Origin of the sequence: Burkholderia sp. AU45274 (assembly GCF_030482505.1) — a bacterium.
Taxonomy (GTDB): Bacteria; Pseudomonadota; Gammaproteobacteria; order Burkholderiales; family Burkholderiaceae; genus Burkholderia.
Genome location: NZ_JAUJQE010000001.1, coordinates 424,683 through 443,492, shown reverse-complemented (window position 1 = coordinate 443,492; position 18,810 = coordinate 424,683). Strand labels below are relative to the sequence as shown.

Annotated in this window: 19 protein-coding genes; 4 read left to right on the top strand and 15 right to left on the bottom strand. The window is 66.6% G+C overall.

The window, feature by feature from the left end; all coding sequences use genetic code 11:
• Positions 1–24 precede the first annotated feature (24 nt).
• Positions 25–690, bottom strand: coding sequence for a glutathione S-transferase family protein (locus QZM35_RS02095; RefSeq protein ID WP_089428127.1), 666 nt, complete (start codon positions 688–690; stop codon positions 25–27).
• 289 nt (positions 691–979) lie between these two features.
• Between QZM35_RS02095 and QZM35_RS02090 the strand changes: the two genes are divergently transcribed.
• A complete protein-coding gene (locus QZM35_RS02090) occupies positions 980–2,335 on the top strand; it encodes a polyhydroxyalkanoate depolymerase (protein WP_301775309.1) in 1,356 nt (451 codons plus the stop codon).
• 105 nt (positions 2,336–2,440) lie between these two features.
• On the opposite strand, the gene QZM35_RS02085 is transcribed toward QZM35_RS02090, so the two are convergent.
• The 13 genes from QZM35_RS02085 to kdpF form a co-directional block, all read right to left on the bottom strand.
• Positions 2,441–2,908, bottom strand: a complete 468-nt coding sequence (locus QZM35_RS02085; protein WP_089432284.1) for a DUF3761 domain-containing protein — start codon at positions 2,906–2,908, stop codon at positions 2,441–2,443.
• Between the two features lie 61 nt (positions 2,909–2,969).
• Complete coding sequence (locus QZM35_RS02080) at positions 2,970–3,107, bottom strand: HHHH-motif protein (RefSeq protein WP_167347852.1); 138 nt, start codon at positions 3,105–3,107, stop codon at positions 2,970–2,972.
• A 314-nt stretch (positions 3,108–3,421) separates the two neighbouring features.
• Complete coding sequence (locus QZM35_RS02075; protein ID WP_089432283.1) at positions 3,422–3,856, bottom strand: cupin domain-containing protein; 435 nt, start codon at positions 3,854–3,856, stop codon at positions 3,422–3,424.
• A gap of 93 nt (positions 3,857–3,949) precedes the next feature.
• Positions 3,950–4,717 carry an ABC transporter ATP-binding protein gene (locus QZM35_RS02070; protein WP_301775308.1) on the bottom strand — a complete coding sequence of 256 codons (768 nt, stop codon included), beginning with the start codon at positions 4,715–4,717 and terminating at the stop codon, positions 3,950–3,952.
• Between the two features lie 33 nt (positions 4,718–4,750).
• The gene (locus QZM35_RS02065) at positions 4,751–5,464 is read right to left on the bottom strand and encodes an ABC transporter permease (RefSeq protein WP_301775307.1); all 714 of its coding nucleotides are present in this window, start codon (positions 5,462–5,464) and stop codon (positions 4,751–4,753) included.
• The gene (locus QZM35_RS02060; protein WP_089428132.1) at positions 5,461–6,150 is read right to left on the bottom strand and encodes an ABC transporter permease; all 690 of its coding nucleotides are present in this window, start codon (positions 6,148–6,150) and stop codon (positions 5,461–5,463) included. The genes QZM35_RS02065 and QZM35_RS02060 overlap by 4 nt, the downstream gene beginning before the upstream one ends.
• Positions 6,151–6,324: 174 nt before the next feature.
• Positions 6,325–7,098: an ABC transporter substrate-binding protein gene (locus tag QZM35_RS02055; protein ID WP_089428133.1), complete on the bottom strand. Its 774-nt coding sequence runs from the start codon at positions 7,096–7,098 to the stop codon at positions 6,325–6,327.
• 273 nt (positions 7,099–7,371) lie between these two features.
• Positions 7,372–8,124: a response regulator gene (locus QZM35_RS02050; protein ID WP_301775306.1), complete on the bottom strand. Its 753-nt coding sequence runs from the start codon at positions 8,122–8,124 to the stop codon at positions 7,372–7,374.
• Complete coding sequence (locus QZM35_RS02045; RefSeq protein WP_301775305.1) at positions 8,121–9,827, bottom strand: DUF4118 domain-containing protein; 1,707 nt, start codon at positions 9,825–9,827, stop codon at positions 8,121–8,123. Before QZM35_RS02045 ends, QZM35_RS02050 begins: the two co-directional genes overlap by 4 nt.
• An 80-nt stretch (positions 9,828–9,907) precedes the next feature.
• A complete protein-coding gene (gene kdpB / locus QZM35_RS02040; RefSeq protein ID WP_301775807.1) occupies positions 9,908–11,956 on the bottom strand; it encodes a potassium-transporting ATPase subunit KdpB in 2,049 nt (682 codons plus the stop codon).
• A 56-nt stretch (positions 11,957–12,012) separates the two neighbouring features.
• Positions 12,013–12,714 (bottom strand): potassium-transporting ATPase subunit KdpC, encoded by a 702-nt coding sequence (kdpC, locus tag QZM35_RS02035; RefSeq protein WP_301775304.1) that lies wholly within the window; start codon positions 12,712–12,714, stop codon positions 12,013–12,015.
• A 10-nt stretch (positions 12,715–12,724) separates the two neighbouring features.
• Positions 12,725–14,428 carry a potassium-transporting ATPase subunit KdpA gene (kdpA, locus tag QZM35_RS02030; protein ID WP_301775303.1) on the bottom strand — a complete coding sequence of 568 codons (1,704 nt, stop codon included), beginning with the start codon at positions 14,426–14,428 and terminating at the stop codon, positions 12,725–12,727.
• Positions 14,429–14,566: 138 nt separating this feature from the next.
• Positions 14,567–14,647 (bottom strand): K(+)-transporting ATPase subunit F, encoded by an 81-nt coding sequence (gene kdpF / locus QZM35_RS38130; protein ID WP_076841383.1) that lies wholly within the window; start codon positions 14,645–14,647, stop codon positions 14,567–14,569.
• A 336-nt stretch (positions 14,648–14,983) separates the two neighbouring features.
• Here kdpF and QZM35_RS02020 point away from each other — a divergent pair, with 336 nt between their 5' ends.
• From QZM35_RS02020 to hutC, 3 genes are all read left to right on the top strand, one after another.
• Positions 14,984–15,298: a hypothetical protein gene (locus tag QZM35_RS02020; protein ID WP_301775301.1), complete on the top strand. Its 315-nt coding sequence runs from the start codon at positions 14,984–14,986 to the stop codon at positions 15,296–15,298.
• A 186-nt stretch (positions 15,299–15,484) separates the two neighbouring features.
• Positions 15,485–16,612, top strand: a complete 1,128-nt coding sequence (locus QZM35_RS02015) for a porin (protein WP_089428140.1) — start codon at positions 15,485–15,487, stop codon at positions 16,610–16,612.
• Between the two features lie 182 nt (positions 16,613–16,794).
• Entirely contained in the window at positions 16,795–17,490 is a 696-nt protein-coding gene (hutC, locus tag QZM35_RS02010) for a histidine utilization repressor (RefSeq protein WP_089428141.1), read from the top strand.
• Between the two features lie 20 nt (positions 17,491–17,510).
• Here the strand turns inward: hutC and QZM35_RS02005 are convergent, their stop codons facing one another.
• Positions 17,511–18,752: a glycosyltransferase gene (locus QZM35_RS02005; RefSeq protein WP_301775300.1), complete on the bottom strand. Its 1,242-nt coding sequence runs from the start codon at positions 18,750–18,752 to the stop codon at positions 17,511–17,513.
• Positions 18,753–18,810 lie beyond the last annotated feature (58 nt).

Genomic DNA, 18,810 nt, shown 5'->3' with positions numbered 1-18,810 from the left:
GAAAGCGCCGGGCGAACCCGCGCGTCAGAACTCCATGTCGAGTTCGTCGATGTCTTCGTGCTCCGCCTTCGCCGCATCGATCCATTCCGTCACGAACGGATGCGCGAGCACCTGCATGCAGTACTCGGCGATATCGGGTTCCAGTTTCACGTCGTAGGTCAGGAAGCGCGTGACGACCGGCGCATACATCGCGTCGGCGATGCCGATCTCCGCGCCGAACAGCCAGGGGCCGCCGTACGCGGCCAGGCACTCGCGCCAGATCGTCACGATCCGCTCGATGTCGTGCTGCGCACGCGACCAGATGCGGAAGCCGGGGAAATGCGCGCGCAGGTTCATCGGCAACGCGGAGCGCAACGCGCTGAAACCGGAATGCATCTCGCCGCAGATCGACCGGCAATGCGCGCGGGCTCGCCGGTCTTCAGGCAGCAGCCGCGCCTGCGGCCGGATTTCATTCAGGTATTCGGCGATCGCGAGCGTGTCCCACACCGTATTGCCGTCGTGGGTGAGGCACGGCACGAGAATCGACGGCGACAGCAACAGCAACTCCGCGCGCGACGCGGCGTCGATCGGTACGCTGACCGTCTCGAACACGAGGCCGCTCAGCTTCGCGAGCAGCCAGCCGCGCATCGACCACGACGAGTAATTGCGGCTGCTGATGGTCAGCGTCGTCTGTCTTCCGGTGACGTCCATGTCGTTCCCCTGTTCAAAACCGTTCGTGCCCCTGCACCGAAAACAGACGCTGCGTGGTGCCGCCCGCACCATGCCGGTGCCGCGCATTCGCCGAACTGGCGCAGCGCAGCACGCTGTCGCGTCACGTGCCGCACGACAGGTCGGCCGGGCAACGCATCACGTGCGGCTGCCGTGTGTCGCGTGCCGCCTGCGTCGCCGCGTTTCCGAACCGCGTGCAACGCGCGTGCCAGCCGCAGGCTGGCACATCGCTTGCCTCGTTCCATGCAACGCGGCACAACGAGCGACAGCCATGAATCTGCTTGCCTATCCGTTCTATCAATGGTCTGCAGAATGCACGCGCCCGGCGCGCGCATGGGCCGCCGCCGCACGCGCGACGATGTCGCTGTGGCCGCCCGCCACCGCGACGCCGACCGGCCGCATGCTCGACGCGCTGTGCGAACTGCTCGAATGCTGCGCGTTCTCGCATCGGCGTCCGCCGTTCGGCATCGCGTCGATCGTCGTCGACGGCGACGCGGTGCCGATCGTCGAGGAAGCTGCCGCGGGCACACCGTTCGGCACGCTGCTGCATTTCCGCAAGGCATTGCCGGTGGCGCGCCAGCCGCGCGTGCTGATCGTCGCACCCATGTCCGGGCATTTCGCGACGCTGCTGCGCGGCACCGTGCACACGATGCTCGCCGACCACGACGTGTACATCACCGATTGGCACAACCCGCGCGATATCCCGCTGACGGCCGGACGGTTCGGCTTCGACGAATACGTCGCGCACGTGATCGACTTCATCCACCAGATCGGCCCGGACGCGCATGTGCTCGCGATCTGCCAGCCGACCGTCGCCGCGCTCGCGGCAGTCGCGTTGATGGCTGCCGGCGGCGATCCGGCGCAGCCCGCGAGCCTGACGCTGATGGCGGGCCCGATCGATTGCCGCGTGAATCCGACGAAGGTCAACGCGCTCGCGACGAGCCAGCCGATCGAATGGTTCGCGCGCAACCTGATCAGCGTCGTGCCGGCGGGCTTCGTCGGTGCGCAGCGCTGCGTGTATCCGGGCTTCGTGCAGGTCGGCGCGTTCATGTCGATGAATCCCGATCGCCATGCGGCATCGTTCGCCGATCTGTATTACGAACGCGCGAAAGGCGACCCGGCAAAAGCCGACACGCTGCGGCACTTCTACGACGAATACTTCGCGACCGCCGATCTCACCGCGGAGTTCTATCTGGAAACGGTCGAGAAGGTGTTCCAGCAATACGCGCTCGCGCGCGGCGAGCTGACGGTCGGCGACCGGCTCGTCGAACCGGCGGCGATTCATCGCACCGCGTTGTTGACGATCGAAGGCGAGAAGGACGATATCTGCGCGGTCGGCCAGACGGTGGCCGCGCAGGAGCTGTGCTCGGGGTTGCCGCCGTACCTGAAGACGCATCACGTGCAGACGGGCGCAGGTCACTACGGCGTGTTCAACGGCAGCCGCTGGGAAAAGCAGATCTATCCGATCGTGCGCGCGACGATCCACGACAACGAGCCATACGATCGCACTGCCGATGCAGACGGCAACGCGGACAGCACACACTACGTGACGCTGCGCGCGCTGCTCGACGCCCGCGCAACCGCGCACGATGCAGCGACCGACACGCAATCGCAGCTCGCCCACTGAAGCCGGACGGCGCTGAAAATGAAACGCCCCGCCGGGGGGGGCGGGGCGTGAGGTGCTGCAGCGTGCGGACGACGCGCGAGGGAGCGGCTCGCGCGTCAGCCTGCGTTACGAACAGGCCTTGCCGTGCGATGCGTGGTAGCCCTTCGCCTTCGCGTCGGCTTCCGACATGTAGCTGCCGTGCTTCGTCTTGCCGTAGTACTTGTCGGTCGAGCAGTGATAGACCTTCGTGCTGTCATTGGCCCATACCTTGCCCGCGCCGCCGCCCGGCGCTGCCGCCGCCGTCGTTGCTGCCGCGCTCTTCGCCGGCGCGGTGCCCGATGCCGGGGCTGCCGAGGCTGCCGTTGCCGGTGCGGCGGCCGGTGCGCTCGCGGCTGCCGCCGACGATGCGCCGTACCAGGTCTTCACACCCTTGTGGCCCGCGCATGCGCCCTTCTTCGATGCGCCCGAGTAGAACGAGCCGTCCTTGCACAGACCGGTCGTGCCGGCCGGCGCGCTGGCCGGAACCTGCGCGAACGCACCGATCGACATACCCATGCCGGCGACCAGCGCGGCGATCAACATCGTCTTTTTCATAGTCCTCTCCTGATTTGCCTGAATGAAGCCTGCGTTCCGGGTAGTCCCGGGAAAGTCGCGGTTACCGCACCCAGCGGCACACGCGATGGTGGTGATGATCGAAATGACACACACGGTGCGAATGCGCTTCGGCCAGTGCCGGAGCAAGGACGGCACATGCCACTGCGGTGGCCGTCAGGATCTTCGCGATGCGCTTCATGAAACTCTCCCGGGTAACTCAACCGGTGATCCGGCTGGTACTTCCTTAACGCCGGTCGTCGACTAGCCGTGCACCGCATCCACGCGCAATTGACGATCTTTGACATCGCGGCGCCGTCAACGCAGCGAAGCTGACGAATGTCTTTCTTTTTTTACCGAATCTTCAGCTTCGCGACCATTCGGAATTCGAAAGAATGTGAAGCAGGGAAAGCGGATCGCACGGAAACCTCCGTGGAACGCGCAAGAAAAAACCGCCACGAAGGCGGTTTGTCACAAACAGACGTAAGGACGATGCACGCGAATGCACGGCGGCAGCTACGCCCCCGCCTCGCCCCACGGTGTCGGCGGCGGCACCGCGCACGGCCCTTCGACGTCGATCGACTTGAAATCGGCGGGCCCGACGATCTCGAGATACTCCATGTCCGGCGAGTAGTCGAACAGATAGTGGACGATCCCCGGCGCCTGGTGCACGCAGTCACCGGCCGCCACCAGCGTTTCCTGGTCGCCGTACATGAAGCGCGCCCAGCCCTTCAGCATGATCACGATATGGAACTCGGCCTCGTGACGGTGCCAGCCGGTGCCCGCCTCCGGTGCATGATTCGCCCTGACGAGTTGCGCGACGACCTTGCCGTTCGTCGCGGCCGCGATACCGAGATCGCGATACAGGAAGAAGTCGCGCAGGCCTTCGCCGCGATACGCGGTGTCCTGCGGCTTCACATGGGAAAAGGCGGTGGTGATCGGTGTGCTCATCGCGGTGCTCCTTCATCGAAAGGATCCCGCGTGACAAGCATTTAGCGTTCCAGTATGCGGCGTCGCGGATGATGCGCGACGCCGCCTGCCGGCTTACTTCAACCGCCCCGACAGAAACTGCCCGAGCCGTTCGCTCTTCGGATTCACGAGAATCTCCTGCGGATTCCCTTCCTCCTCGATCTTCCCCTGATGCAGGAAGATCACGTGATTCGACACGTTGCGTGCGAAACCCATCTCGTGCGTGACGACGACCATCGTGCGGCCTTCCTCGGCGAGCTTCTGCATCACCTTCAGCACTTCGCCCACCAGCTCCGGATCGAGCGCCGACGTCGGCTCGTCGAACAGCATCACTTCCGGCTCCATCGCGAGCGCGCGTGCAATCGCCACGCGCTGCTGCTGGCCGCCCGACAGGTGCGACGGATACATGCCCTCGACGCGCGGCGCGAGGCCGACCTTCTCCAGGTACGTGCGCGCCCGCGCGATCGCTTCGTCCTTGCTGACGCCGAGCACGGCCATCGGCGCTTCGATGATGTTCTCGAGCACCGTCATGTGGGCCCACAGGTTGAAGTGCTGGAACACCATCGACAGCTTCGTGCGCATCCGCTGCAGCTGCTTCTGGTCGGCCACGCGCAGCGAGCCGTTGCGGTCGCGCGTGGTCTGGATCGGCTCGCTGCCGATCGTGATCTGCCCGGAGCACGGCTGCTCGAGGAAGTTGATGCAGCGCAGGAACGTGCTCTTGCCGGAGCCGCTCGAGCCGATGATGCTGATCACGTCGCCGGCCTTCGCCTTCATCGACACGCCCTTCAACACCTCGTTGTCGCCGAATTTCTTGTGCAGGTTGTCAACGGTAAGCTTGTACATGCTGGGTCCTTCCTTGCGAATCTTGCGAATGCGTTAATGGCCGCGCGGCGAGAGGTACGCGAGCCAGCGCGTCTCGAGCTTGCGGAACGCCCAGATGAGCGTGAACACGACGGCGGCGTACAGCACGGCCGCGATGCCGTAGGCCTGGAACGACATGTAGGTCGCCGAATTGACGTCGCGCGTGATCTTCAGGATGTCGGGCACGGTCGCGGTGAACGCGAGCGTCGTCGCGTGCAGCATCAGGATCACTTCGTTGCTGTAGCTCGGCAGCGAGCGGCGCAGCGCGGACGGCAGAATGATCCGCGTATAGAGCTTGAAGCGCGACATCCCGTAGGCCATGCCGGCCTCGATCTCGCCGGCCGACGTCGCCTTGATCGCGCCCGCGAAGATCTCGGTGGCATACGCGCACTCGTTCAGCACGAACGCGAGCAGCGTGCAGTTCATCGCGTTGCGGAAGAACGTGTCGAGCAGCACGTGGTTGTGCACGACCTGCAAGCTGTAGATGCCCGTGTAGCACATCAGCAGCTGCACGTAGAGCGGCGTGCCGCGGAACACGTACGTATAGAGCCACACCGGGCCGGCGATCCAGCGGTTCGACGATGCGCGCGCGATCGCGAGCGGCACGGCGAGCGCGAAGCCCAGCGCGATCGACACGACCAGCAGCCACAGCGTGATCGCGAGGCCGCTGAAGCGGTAGCCGTCGGTGTAGAGATAGCTTTGCCAGTACTGGCTGACGAGTTCGATCACAGTGCGAGCCTCCGGACGCCGACGGAATAACGCTTCTCGAGGTGATGCAGCACGACGTTGGAGACCGTCGTGATCGCGAGGTAGATCGCGCCTGCAGCCAGCGTGAAGAAGAAGAAATCGAGCGTGCTCTTGCCGGCGTCCTGCGACGCCTTGACGACGTCGGCGAGGCCGATGATCGACACGAGCGCGGTGGCCTTCACGAGCACCTGCCAGTTGTTGCCGATGCCGGGCAGCGCGAAGCGCATCATCTGCGGGAACAGGATGCGGTGAAACACGCGCCAGCCGCTCATCCCGTACGCGAAGCCCGCTTCGAGCTGGCCGCGCGGCACCGCGAGGAACGCGCCGCGGAACGTCTCGGTGAAGTACGCGCCGTAGATGAAGCCGAGCGTGATGACGCCGGCCACGAACGGGTCGATGTCGATCTGGTCCCAGCCGAGCATGTCGGTGACGTTGTTCAGCAGGATCTGGATCCCGTAGAACAGCAGCAGCATCAGCACGAGGTCCGGCACCGCGCGGATCAGCGTCGTGTAGAAGGTGCCGATCGACTTGAGCATGCGGTTCGTCGACAGTTTGGCGCTCGCGCCGATGAGGCCCAGCACGAGCGACGCAGCGAGCGACAGCACCGCGAGCTTCACGGTTTCCACCGTGCCGGCCCACAACAGCGGGCCAAATCCTTGGAAGATCATATGAGGGATCCAGAACGATGTGGCTGGATTGTCAATAGCCATTACCCGGGCATCAAACGATATCTACGCACTACCTGATGCAGCCTGCTCATCAAGTCGGACGCATCACGCGAAGCGGGCTGCACCCACGACAGACGCGGCACGCACCGCAACCGATGCGCGCCGCATGGAAGATCAGCCGCCGTAGACGTCGAACGCGAAGTACTTCTTCTCGAGCTTCTTGTACGTGCCGTCCTTGATGATGTCGGCGATCGCGTGGTCGATCTTCGCCTTCAGGTCGGCGTCGTCCTTGCGCAGCCCGATGCCGGCGCCGTTGCCGAGCGTCTTCGGATCGTCGATGTCCTTGCCGGCGAATGCGAAGTTCGCGCCGCGCGGCGTCTTCAGGAAGCCGATGTCGGCCTGCACCGCGTCCTGCAGCGCCGCGTCGAGGCGGCCCGACATCAGGTCCTGGTACACGCCGTCCTGGTTCTGGTACGGCACGACCTGCACGCCCTTCGGCGCCCAGTAGGCCTTCGCGTAGGTTTCCTGGATGGTGCCCTGCTCGACACCCACCGACTTGCCCTTCAGCGATTCGGCCGTCGGCTGCAGGTTCGCGCCCTTCTTCGTGACGAGGCGCGTCGGCGTGTTGAACAGCTTGTCGGAGAACGCGATCTGCTCGGCACGCGCCGGCGTCATCGACATCGACGACAGCACGCCATCGAACTTCTTCGCCTTCAGCGCGGGAATCATCCCGTCGAAGTCGTTCTCGATCCACACGCATTTCGCCTTCAGGCGGGCGCAGATCTCGTTGCCGAGATCGACGTCGAAGCCGACGACCTTGCCGCTTGCGTCCTTCGATTCGAACGGCGGATAGCTGGCGTCGACGCCGAACCGGATCGTCGACCAATCCTTGGCGTGGGCACCGACCGCGATGCAGGCAAGGGCAATACTGAGCGCGAGTTTCTTCATGGCGTTCCTGTCAGAGGCGAACGGGGCCGGGTTCCGTCGGGCAGCGCCGCCGTGAACCCTTCCAACCCGGAGGCCGCCCGTTCCGGCGACGCTCCAAGTTGTACATACAACTTTGCCTTTTCGGAGGGTGCGCCAGCAATCCGTGTTTATCTCTAATTGTCGGATAAATAGGATCGTGTGCCGCAAATTTCCTTATATTTCAATTAATTGCGAATTACATCGAGCTAAACAACCGCTTTCTCCGCGCGCCGGCGCACGACCGGGAGCGGGATTTCAGTTGTCTAGACCTGCCGATACCGCACCACGTGGCCCGTCCGCCATGCCGACCGTTTCCAGACCGACCAGCCGGTAGCCGAACTGCAACTCCGTCAGCAGGTGCCGCGGGCGCGCCGGCACCGGTTCGAGCTTCTGCCGCAGGTTCGTCATGTACACGCGCACGTAATGCGCGCGGTCCGCATCATGGATGCCCCACACCTCCGCCAGCAATTGCCGCGCGGCGATCACGCCGCCCCGCGCGCGAATCAGCGCGGCGAGCAGCCGGAATTCGAGACGCGTCAGGTGAACCGGCGTGCCGCCGCGCGCGACTTCGTGCTTGCCGAGATCGACGGTCACGTCGCCGAACCGCACGATCGACGACGATTGCCCGTCGGCCGATACGAACGCCGCGCGCCGCAACTGCGCGCGTGCCCGCGCGAGCAGTTCGGGCACGCCGAACGGCTTCGGCAGGTAGTCGTCCGCGCCCGCGTCGAGCGCCGCGACCTTCTCCACTTCCTGCTGCCGCGCCGACAGCACGATCACCGGCACCGTCGACCACTTGCGCAACTCGCGGATGAAGGTCTTGCCGTCGTCGTCCGGCAGCCCGAGATCGACGATCACGAGATCGGGCTTGCTGCTCGACGCATACATCCGCGCCTCGCGGGCCGTCGATGCCTCGCAGGTGTCGAGCCCCTCCTGTTCCAGCGCCATCCGCACGAAACGGCGGATGTCCGATTCGTCCTCGACGATAAGTACGCGCGATCTGATCATGTCCGGCTCTCGTGTTCGATATCGGGCGGCGCGCCCAGTGGCAGGCGAATCTCGAACCGCGCGCCGTGCGGATCGAGCGGCACCGCGCGGATCGAGCCGCCGTGCGCATTGACGATGCTGCGGCACAGCGCGAGCCCGAGCCCCACGCCGCTGATCGACGATTCCTTGCGTTCACGCTCGAACGGCTCGAACAGCGGCTCGGTGTTGCGCGCGATGAAGCCGGGGCCGTCGTCCTCGACGAACACGTACAGCGTTTCGCCGAACACGCGCGCCCGCACCGCCACGGCCGCGTCCGTGCCCGCATATTTCGACGCGTTGTCGAGCAGGTTCATCAGCACGCGCTCGATCAGCAGCGCGTCGACGTCGATCAGCGGCAGGTCGGCCGGCAAGTCGGTGCTCACGTCGCGGCCGGCCAGCACGCCGGCCGAATGCGCGAGCGCGCTGCCGACGATCTCGTCGAGCATGTGCCATTCGCGATTCAGCCGCACGCCCTCGCTCTGCATGCGCGCGAGATCGAGCAGGTTCACGACGAGCCCGTGCAACGCCTCGGCCTGGTTGCGGATGCCGTGCGCGAGCGCCGCCGGCTGCCCGTCGGCGAGCCGCTCGGGCCGCTCCAGCGTCTCGGCGAGCCCGCGGATCGCGGTCAGCGGCGTCTTCAGGTCGTGCGACACCGCGGCGAGCAGCGCGTTGCGCAGCCGCTCGCCTTCGATGCGGACCAGCGTGTGCTGCGCGACGCCGACGTAGTGCACGCGTTCGAGCGCCATCGCGATCGACGAGCACAATGCGTCGATCAGGCGGCGATCGTCGGGGTCGGGGGGGACCGGCTGTGCGTCGCCGAACAGCACGAGCACGCCGCGCACGCGCATCGGCGCCTTCAGCGGCAGGTACTGCGCGGCCGCGCGCTCGAACGGCGGCAGCCCGCCCCCCGCGCCACGTGCATTCTCGTAGACCCAGCGGGCAATCGGTGCTTCGACGAACCGGGCGTGCTGCGCCGGCATCAGGTGATCATCCGCATCCGGCAATACGAGCGCGACGCGCACGCCCAGCAGCGGCGCGATCGTGCCGGTGCAGATCGATGCGATCTGCTCGGTCTCGATCGCCGCCGACAGGTCATGCGCGACCCGGGCCAGCGCCGCGGAGCGCTTCTCGTTCGCGCGCGCGGCCCGCGCCTCCGCACGCAGGCGCGCTGCGAGCTGGCCGATCGCGAGCGCGACGGCCAGCATCAGCGCGAACGTGAACACGTACTGCGTATCGGACACCGCGAACGACAATCTCGGCTCGACGAAGAAGAAGTCAAAGCAGCCGACGCATACGAACGCGGCCCACGCGCCGGCCAACCGGCCGAGCCGCAGCGCGATCAGCACGACGGTCATCAGGAACAGCATCACGACGTTCGACAGATCGAACACGCGCAGCAGCGCGCTGGCCGCGAGTGTTGCCAGCGCGCACACGAGCGTGGCGAGCAGCAGCGGCACCGCGTACTGCGACATCCACGCATGCATGCGCGGTCGCGCTTCGCGCACGGCCAGCGTCGGCTGCGTGTCGGGCCCGGCGCCCGCGATGCGGTCGGCCAGCATCGCGCATGCGCGCAGCACGCCGCGCCAGCGGTCGCGGCGCACGCCGTCCCCGCCGCCGCGGGCGGCGGTGTCCCGCGGCCCCGTTGCCCGTCGATTCGCTTCGCTCACGTTCACATTCACATCCATGATCGCTTCCGGCAATTGAAACGCCGAACGGCCCCGCGCACGCCGCGAAGGCGTGAGCGGGGCCGCGACGGCGCGTTCGGTCAGATAAACGGCGTCAACAACATGTCGATCAGCTTGATGCCGATGAACGGCGCGATGATGCCGCCCACGCCATAGATCAGCAGGTTGCGCCCCAGCAGCTTCTCGGCCGGCTCCGCGCGATACTTCACGCCTTTCAGCGCGAGCGGGATCAACGCAACGATGATCAGCGCATTGAAGATCACGGCCGACAGGATCGCCGACGTCGGGCTGTGCAGCCCCATCACGTTCAGCGCGCCGAGCGCCGGATACGTCGCGACGAACGCGGCCGGAATGATCGCGAAATACTTCGCGAGATCGTTGGCGACGCTGAACGTGGTCAGCGCGCCGCGCGTCATGATCATCTGCTTGCCGACCTCGACCACCTGCATCAGCTTCGTCGGGTTGCTGTCGAGGTCGACCATGTTGGCCGCCTCCTTCGCCGCCTGCGTGCCGCTGTGCATCGCGACGGCCACGTCGGCCTGCGCGAGCGCGGGCGCGTCGTTGGTGCCGTCGCCCGTCATCGCGACGAGATGGCCCTTCGCCTGGTGCTCGCGGATCAGCCGCAGCTTGTCCTCGGGCGTCGCCTCGGCGAGGTAGTCGTCGACGCCGGCCTCCGCCGCGATCGCGGCCGCGGTGAGCCGGTTGTCGCCGGTGATCATCACCGTCTTCACGCCGACCTTGCGCAACTCGGCGAAACGCGCGCCGATCCCGTGCTTGACGATGTCCTTCAGCTCGATCGCACCGAGCACGCGGGCACCGTCGGCCACGACGAGCGGCGTACCGCCGCGTCGCGCGATGTCGTTGACCGCCGTCTCGACCGCTTGAGGAAACACACCGCCGAGCGCATCGACGTGTGCGCGGATCGCCGACGCCGCGCCCTTGCGCACCTGACGCTCGCCGATGTCGAGGCCGCTCATGCGCGTGCGTGCGCTGAACGGCACGGTGATGCTGCCGGCCGTCGCGGCCACGTCCAGCGAAAAGCGCTGCTTCGCGAGCGCGACGATCGAGCGCCCCTCGGGCGTTTCGTCGGCCAGCGACGACAGTTGCGCGGCCTCGGCCAGCGCACGCTCGTCCACGCCCGGCGCCGGCCGGAACTGCACGGCCTCGCGGTTGCCGAGCGTGATCGTGCCGGTCTTGTCGAGCAGCAGCACGTCGACGTCACCGGCCGCCTCGATCGCGCGGCCCGACGTCGCGAGCACGTTTGCCCGCATCATCCGGCTCATCCCCGCGATGCCGATCGCCGACAGCAGCGCGCCGATCGTCGTCGGAATCAGACACACGAGCAACGCGATCAGCACGGTCAGGCTCACCGCCGTGCCCGACGCGTTCAGCAGCACGCTGAACTGCGAGAACGGCAGCAGCGTCACGCACACGAGCAGGAAGATGATCGTCAGCGCGACGAGCAGGATCGTCAGCGCGACCTCGTTCGGCGTCTTGCCGCGCTTCGCGCCTTCGACCATCGCGATCATCCGGTCGAGGAACGCTTCGCCCGGTTGCGCGGTGATCTTCACGATGATCCAGTCGGACAGCACGCGCGTGCCGCCCGTCACCGACGAAAAATCGCCGCCCGACTCGCGGATCACCGGCGCGGATTCGCCGGTGATCGCCGATTCGTCGACCGACGCGACGCCGTCGATCACTTCGCCGTCGGCGGGAATCGTGTCGCCGGCTTCGACGAGCACGATGCTGCCGGCCGCAAGCTCGTCGCTCGGCACGCGATGGCTGGTGCTGCCGAATTGCTTCGGCTCGTCGAGCACCTTCGCGTACACGCGCTTGCGCGCCGCGCGCAGCGCATCGGCCTGCGCCTTGCCGCGCCCTTCGGCCAGCGCCTCGGCCGCATTCGCGAACAGCACGGTGAACCACAGCCAGCACGCGACCGCGAAGATGAAACCGGCCGGCGCGTCGCCCGTGCCGGCCAGCGCCTGCAGCCACAGCACGGTCGTGACGATGCTGCCGAGATACACGACGAACATCACGGGGTTCTTCAACTGCACGCGCGGCGCGAGCTTGCGGAACGCCTCGCGCAGCACGGCTGTCCAGCGCATCGGCGGCACGCCGCCGACCGGCATCGCCGCTGGATTGATCGGGGTTTCGATATGGGACATGAGTGACTCCGTGGTTCCTGCTATTGCTTCGCGCCGGCCGCGTGGCCGAATGCGCGGTCCAGCGCGAGGTTCAGGTCGAGCACGCGCACGCGCGGTTCGCCGAGCACGCCGAGCTGGCGCGGCAACGCGATCCGGTCGACCAGCGCCGTGACCTGTGCGGCATCGACGCCGCGCGCCTGCGCGACCCGCGCCGCCTGCAGCCGCGCGTTCGCGACCGAGATCTCGGGATCGAGCCCGGACGCCGATGCGGTCACCGCATCCGCCGGCACCGGCGTGCCGACGGCGAGCGCGTTCTCCTGCCGGTAGGTACGCACCCGCTGCGCGATATCCGCGAGCAGCTTCTTGCTGGTGGCGCCCTGGTTGCTGGCGCCGCTGCCGGCCGCGTTGTATGGCTGGTCGACCGTCTTCGACGGATCGGCCGGATCGGTGCCGACCGTCGCGCTCGGCCGCCCGTGGAAGTAGCCCGCACGCGTGAACTGCTGCCCGATCACCGCCGAGCCGACCGTCGTGCCGTGCTGCTGCACGAGACTGCCGCGCGCCTGCGACGGGAACAGCACGTTCGCGACGCCGGTGGCGAGCAGCGGATACGCGACGCCCGTGACGAGCATGAACAGCACCGACGACGCGATCACGGGCCGCACGAGGCCGCGCGTCGCCGCGCCGAACGAGGAACCGGGTGCCGGCGCGGCGGCGGCCGCTGCCTGGCGATTGCCTTGCATCATGATGTTTTCCTCAGAACAGTTGGCCGCCCGACATCATCAGGTGCTCGACGATCGGGCCGAGCGCAAGCGCCGGCAGGAACGTGAGGCCACCGACGACCAGGATCACGAAGACCAGCAGGCCGGCGAACAGGCCCGTCGACGTCGACAGCGTGCCGGCGCTTTCCGGCACGCGCTTCTTCGCGGCGAGGCTGCCCGCGACCGCGAGCATCGGCAGCAGCGTCAGGTAGCGGCCGATCAGCATCGCGAAGCCGATCGTCGTGTTGAAGAACGGCGTGTTCGCATTCAGGCCCGCGAACGCGGAGCCGTTGTTGGCCGTGCCCGACGTGTATGCGTACAGCACTTCGCTGAAGCCGTGCGGGCCGAGGTTCGCGAGGCTGTCCATCGTCGAATGCAGCATCGCCGCCACCGCGGTGAAGCCGAGGATGCTGAACGGATGCGCGAGCACCGCGAGCATCACGAGCTTCATCTCGCGCGCCTCGATCTTCTTGCCGAGGAACTCCGGCGTGCGCCCGATCATCATCCCGACCAGGAACACCGTGAGGATCGCGAACGTGAACAGGTTGATCAGCCCGACGCCGTCGCCGCCGAACACGTTGTTCAGCATCATCTGCGCGATCGGCACGAGCCCGCCGAGCGGCGTCAGCGAGTCATGCATCGCGTCGACCGACCCGGTGGTCGCGGCCGTCGTGACGGTGGCGAACAGGCTCGTCTGCGCGATGCCGAAGCGCATCTCCTTGCCTTCCATGTTGCCGCCCGGCTGCGTGGCGCTCGGCTGCGGGTCGACGCCGAGCCCGGTCACGAGCGGATTGCCGTGCTGCTCGGCCGAATAGATCACGGCCAGGAAGCCGACGAACATCACCACGAACGCAGCGAGGATCACCCAGCCCTGACGGCGCCGGCCGATCATCGTGCCGAGCGCATAGGTCAGTGCGGACGGAATCAGCAGCATCGACAGCATGTGCAGCGTGTTGGTGAGCGGCGTCGGGTTCTCGAACGGATGCGCGGCGTTCATGCTGAAGAAGCCGCCGCCGTTCGTGCCGATATGCTTGATCGATTCGAGGCTGGCGACGGGCCCCATCACGATCTGCTGGCGCGCGCCTTCCAGCGTGGTCGCCCACGCGTCGGACGCGAGCGTCTGCGGCATACCCTGCCACACGTACACGAGCGCCATCACGAAGCTGAGCGGCAGCAGCACGCGATAGGTCACGCGCGTGAAATCGACCCAGTAGTTGCCGAGGTCCGCCGCGCTCTTGCGGCTCAGCCCGCGGATGAAGCCTCCCGCGGCCGCGACGCCGGTGGCCGCGCTGACCACCATCAGGAACGTGATGACGGCCATCTGCGAGAAGTTCGACAGGCTGCTCTCGCCTGCATACGCCTGCCAGTTCGTGTTCGTGATGAACGACGCGGCGGTGTTGAACGCGAGGTCGGGGCTTTGCGACGCGCGCTGCAGCGCGTCGAACGGCAGCGTGTCCTGGATGCGCAGCAGCAGGTAGCCGAGCAGCATCATCCCGGCATTGCTGAGCAGCAGCACCATGCCGTAGCGCTGCCACGACATCGCTTCGTCGGGATTCACGCCGAGCAGCGCATAGGTCCGGCGTTCGACCCACGCGTGGCGCGGGCTCGTCAAGGCATGCGCGAGCCATTTCCCGACGATGGGCACCAGCGCCAGCATGATCGCGAGAACGATCGCGAATTGAATGAGATTGTTGAACATGTCGACGCTCGCTCAGATCCGGTCAAGGCCGGTGATGAAACCGGCCGTCAAGGCAAAGAACGCGAGCGTGAACAAGATGAAAAGCAGATCGCTCATGACATTCACCGATATTTTCGAATTCCTGTTGAATCGCGCCGATCAATACCGCTCGGGTTGGATCAACGCATGAAACAGATAGATGAAGAGCGCGAGCGACAACGCGCCGGTGATCCACAACATGGCTTTCCCCTTTTTCCTATGCGCGGCAACGCCGCGCGATCGTCGGCGCATCGGGCCTTGCCGTGTCGGCGCAAGCCCGCGTGACGCCCCCATGCTCAGTTGGCGAATGGGATGCGACAGTGTAGAAATCCGCGTATCAAAGCGGTGTTCAATTTCTTTACGCGGAGTAAAAAAGCTGTAAAGACGAAAGCCGGCGGCGATGGCGTTTTTTATGCGTTCTTTTCAGGGCCAATACGAGTCTATACACCGTATCTTCACCGCGATTCCTAGAATGGGCGACATGTCCAAGACGAGATCTCCGCGGTGCGGAGCACGATGCGACCCGGGGATGCCAGCATGAAACCGACCAGAACCGAAACCGCCGCCTCACGCGACCTGCCGCCCGTTCGTTCACGGCGCCGGTGCCCTGCCGACGCGCTCGTGCTGCTGTCGATCCGCGTCGAATCGGACAACCTCGCCGTCGTGCGGCGCCTGCTGCACCAGGCGGTCGGCACCGCGCTCAATTTCTATACGGCCGCGATCGACAACCGCACCGGGCGCGCGTGCATCGAGCTCGAAGTCGCGCGGTCGCAGGCGTCACCCGCGATCCTGTCGATCCTCCGCCTGCTGCCGGCCGCCGAGTTCGGCACGATCCGCCTGCTGCAGCACTAGCCGGCCTCCGATGCGGCCGCGCGTGACACGCGTCACGCGCCCGCTCCCCCTTTCATCGATTCGAACGCGCGTTGCCGACGCGAACGCGTGCGGTTCGTCTTCGTCACGAGCCGCGCTCGTTCGCCGCCGGCATGCGCGCCGGATCGTCGTTCCCGTCGCTACGGGCCTTTCCAGGAAGCACACTCAATGAAAAAAGCAGTCGCCGGTACCCTCTCCGTCGCGTTCCTCAGCGCCGCCGCGCAGGCGCAAAGCAGCGTCACGCTCTACGGGATGCTCGATGCGGGTATCGTCTATACGAACAACCAGTCGGGTAAAAGCGCGTGGCAGCAAGGCAGCGGCCTGCTGTCGAATACGGTCTTCGGCCTGAGCGGCAACGAGGATCTCGGCGGCGGCCTGCATGCGCTGTTTCGCCTCGAAAACGGCTTCAACCTGAACAACGGCACGCAGTCCTACAAGAACACGATGTTCGGCCGCCGCGCGTACGTCGGCCTGCAGAGCGACCCGTACGGCACGCTGACGCTCGGCCGCCAGTACGATGCCGTGGTCGATTATCTCGGCCCGCTCGCGATGGCGAACAACGGCGACGGCAACAACCTCGCGTCGCATCCCTTCGACAACGACAACCTCGACGATTCGTTCTACATCGACAACGCGGTGAAATACACGAGCCCGACGCTCGCCGGCTGGCAGTTCGGCGGCCTGTACGGGTTCAGCAACGCGGCCGGCGGCTTCGCGAACAACCGCGCATACAGCGCGGGCGTGTCGTATGCGAACGGGCCGGTCAGCCTCGGCGCCGCGTACCTGCAGCTCAACCGCGGCGGGCTGACGGCCGGCGGTGCGCTGTCGACCAACGACGGGCCGAACTTCCCGGCCGTGCGCCAGCGCGTGATGGGCGCGGGCGGCAGCTACGCATTCGACCGGCTGACGGTCGGCGCGCTGTGGACGCATTCGATGTTCGACGAAACGGCCGCGTCGTCGCTGCCCGGCGCGCTGAACGCGCTGCGCTTCGACAACTTCGAGGTCAACGCGCGCTATGCGCTGACGCCGGCCGTTTCGTTCGCGGGCGCCTATACGTTCACCAACGGCCGCTACGACGACGCAACCGGCAGCCATCGGCCGAAATGGCACCAGGTGACGCTGATGGCCGACTACGCGCTGAGCAAGCGCACCGACGTGTACGCGGAAACCGTCTACCAGCACCAGTTCGGCGTGCCGGCGGGCGCGACGCTCGGGTTCGCGAACGTCACGGGGCTCGCGCCTTCGTCGAACAACACGCAGGTGGTCGGGACGGTCGGCATCCGGCATCGGTTCTGACCGCACGCCCGCCGCCGAAAGCCGGCCGCTCTGTGCAATCCCGCATGGACGCGGGCCGGCCGAACCGGGATCATTCGGGGAATCCGGGCCCGCGCGCCTGCGAAACCGGTACACTCGGCGCCGGGCGCGCGCCGGATCGGCATTCGGCGGCGGGCCGCTGCCGACTCTGGAATCGTGATCCCATGACCACACCGATCTATCAGGAAATCAAGGACTTCATCCTCGCGCGCATTCATGCCGGCGAATGGGCGGAAGGCGACCAGGTGCCGTCGGAGAACGAGCTCGCGCGCGAATTCAACGTCGCGCGGATGACCGTCAACCGCGCGCTGCGCGAGCTGACCGCCGAGCAGGTGCTCACGCGCACGCGCGGCTCCGGCACGTACGTCGCGTCGCCGAAGTACGAATCGACGCTCGTCGCGATCCGCAGCATCTCGGACGAAGTCGCCGCGCGCGGCCACGGCTATCGCGCGCAGGTGCTGCAGGTGGGCGCGGCCGTCGCCGATGCGAAGCTCGCCGACGAGTTGCAGATCGACACGGGCAGCCCGATCTTCCATTCGCGCGTGCTGCACTTCGAGAACGACACGCCGGTGCAGCTCGAGGAACGCTGGGTCAATCCGGCCTGCGCGCCCGAGTATGCGTTGCAGGACTTCACGACCACGACGCCGAACCAGTACCTGACGCGCGTCGCGCCGCTGCAGCGCGTCGAATACCGGATCGAGGCCGCGATGCCCGACGCCGAAACGCGCCGTCACCTGACGATGGACGACCGCGAGCCGTGCCTACTGCTGCATCGGCGCACGTGGTCGCAGGGGATGGTCGCGTCGGTCGCCAATCTGTGGCACCCGGGCAGCCGGTACCGGTTCACCGGGCATTTCTGAGCTGAGGTGGATGCCCGGGCTTACCGCGCGCCCGGCGGCCCCCATCTCTCGATCGCACTGACGGCCCGTTTCAAGCCTTCCTCTTGTGCGATGCGCGCGCCGAGTTCTATCGCGCGCGCTTTCGTTTCGTCCCGTTCGGCGAATGCGATGGCCTGCGCCAGTGCAGCAGCGTCCATGCGCCGCCCCGCGACCGGCGCACCCGCCACGCCGAGTCGCTGAAGCCGGTTCGCCCAGAAGAACTGATCGCCCGCAAACGGCACGACGACCGACGGAATGCCGGCCCGCGCAGCCGTATGCGTGGTGCCCGATCCGCCGTGATGGATTGCCATCGATACCTGCGGGAACAGCCAGTCATGCGGCGTATCGCCGATCACGTGAACGTTCTTCGGCAGCATCGACGCGTCGATGCCGCTCCAGCCCGGATAGAACAACGCGCGGCGACCGGCGAGCGCGTGCGTCAGCGCTCCGACCATCGCGGTGCGATCGAAGCCGGCCATACTGCCAAAACCGATGTACACGGGGCGATCGCCCGCTTCGAGAAATGTCGAGAGATCGGACGATGGCGCCCAGGCATGCGCATCGATCCGCCACTGGCCGCATGCCTGCACATTCGACGGCCAGTCACCCGGGCCCGACAGCAGCGCCGGCGACACGCCGTACAGCATCGGATGATCGGTCCACACCTGCTTGCGCGGCGGCAACCGGCACACGCTCGCTCGTGCCGCATTCGTTGTCTTCCTGAACGCCTGCCACAGCAGCGCGTTCACGAACCGGTGGCTCGCACGGTTCAGCCAGCGCGGGAGCTTCCCCGGCGGCAGGAACGGCGACGCGAATTCCGCAGTGGGCGTGATCGGGATCATGCCGGTGCCGATCGCCGGCACGCCGCGATACTCGGCGACCGACAAGCCGACGAACGATGCGAGCCCGGACACGAGGATCGCGTCGCAGCCTTCCGACGCATCCGCGATTTCGCGCATCCACGCAGCCGTGTTCGCATTGGCGATCGCCGCGAGCGCCTTCGACGTGTCATTGAAGCCGCCGCGCCCGCGCACCGCATCGGCCAATGCGCCATCCGGCGCAATCGCGCGGCGGATATCGCCGGACAACGACGCCGACGGCACGCCAAGCGCCACTGCCGACCCGAGCGTCGCCGCATCGGCCAGCAGCCGGATATCGTGGCCGGCTTCGATCAGCGCACGACCGAGCGCCGCGAGCGGGCGCGTGTCGCCTTCGGTGCCGTAGGTGGCGATGACGAGCTTCATGCGTGACTCCTCGTGCACGGCGGCAATGGGTGGATTCATAAAAATGCACGTCGTATAC

Excerpts from the sequence above, each read along its gene's own strand:
- QZM35_RS02020 (WP_301775301.1), top strand. The coding sequence starts at position 14,984 with ATGAAACCGACCAGAACCGAAACCGCCGCCTCACGCGACCTGCCGCCC.
- QZM35_RS02070 (WP_301775308.1), bottom strand. The coding sequence starts at position 4,717 with ATGTACAAGCTTACCGTTGACAACCTGCACAAGAAATTCGGCGACAAC.
- QZM35_RS02080 (WP_167347852.1), bottom strand. The coding sequence starts at position 3,107 with ATGAAGCGCATCGCGAAGATCCTGACGGCCACCGCAGTGGCATGTGCC.
- QZM35_RS02075 (WP_089432283.1), bottom strand. The coding sequence starts at position 3,856 with ATGAGCACACCGATCACCACCGCCTTTTCCCATGTGAAGCCGCAGGAC.
- QZM35_RS02090 (WP_301775309.1), top strand. The coding sequence starts at position 980 with ATGAATCTGCTTGCCTATCCGTTCTATCAATGGTCTGCAGAATGCACG.
- QZM35_RS02085 (WP_089432284.1), bottom strand. The coding sequence starts at position 2,908 with ATGAAAAAGACGATGTTGATCGCCGCGCTGGTCGCCGGCATGGGTATG.
- QZM35_RS02015 (WP_089428140.1), top strand. The coding sequence starts at position 15,485 with ATGAAAAAAGCAGTCGCCGGTACCCTCTCCGTCGCGTTCCTCAGCGCC.
- kdpC (WP_301775304.1), bottom strand. The coding sequence starts at position 12,714 with ATGATGCAAGGCAATCGCCAGGCAGCGGCCGCCGCCGCGCCGGCACCC.
- QZM35_RS02095 (WP_089428127.1), bottom strand. The coding sequence starts at position 690 with ATGGACGTCACCGGAAGACAGACGACGCTGACCATCAGCAGCCGCAAT.
- kdpF (WP_076841383.1), bottom strand. The coding sequence starts at position 14,647 with ATGTTGTGGATCACCGGCGCGTTGTCGCTCGCGCTCTTCATCTATCTG.
- kdpA (WP_301775303.1), bottom strand. The coding sequence starts at position 14,428 with ATGTTCAACAATCTCATTCAATTCGCGATCGTTCTCGCGATCATGCTG.
- kdpB (WP_301775807.1), bottom strand. The coding sequence starts at position 11,956 with ATGCCGGTCGGCGGCGTGCCGCCGATGCGCTGGACAGCCGTGCTGCGC.
- QZM35_RS02045 (WP_301775305.1), bottom strand. The coding sequence starts at position 9,827 with ATGGATGTGAATGTGAACGTGAGCGAAGCGAATCGACGGGCAACGGGG.
- QZM35_RS02050 (WP_301775306.1), bottom strand. The coding sequence starts at position 8,124 with ATGATCAGATCGCGCGTACTTATCGTCGAGGACGAATCGGACATCCGC.
- QZM35_RS02005 (WP_301775300.1), bottom strand. The coding sequence starts at position 18,752 with ATGAAGCTCGTCATCGCCACCTACGGCACCGAAGGCGACACGCGCCCG.
- hutC (WP_089428141.1), top strand. The coding sequence starts at position 16,795 with ATGACCACACCGATCTATCAGGAAATCAAGGACTTCATCCTCGCGCGC.
- QZM35_RS02060 (WP_089428132.1), bottom strand. The coding sequence starts at position 6,150 with ATGATCTTCCAAGGATTTGGCCCGCTGTTGTGGGCCGGCACGGTGGAA.
- QZM35_RS02055 (WP_089428133.1), bottom strand. The coding sequence starts at position 7,098 with ATGAAGAAACTCGCGCTCAGTATTGCCCTTGCCTGCATCGCGGTCGGT.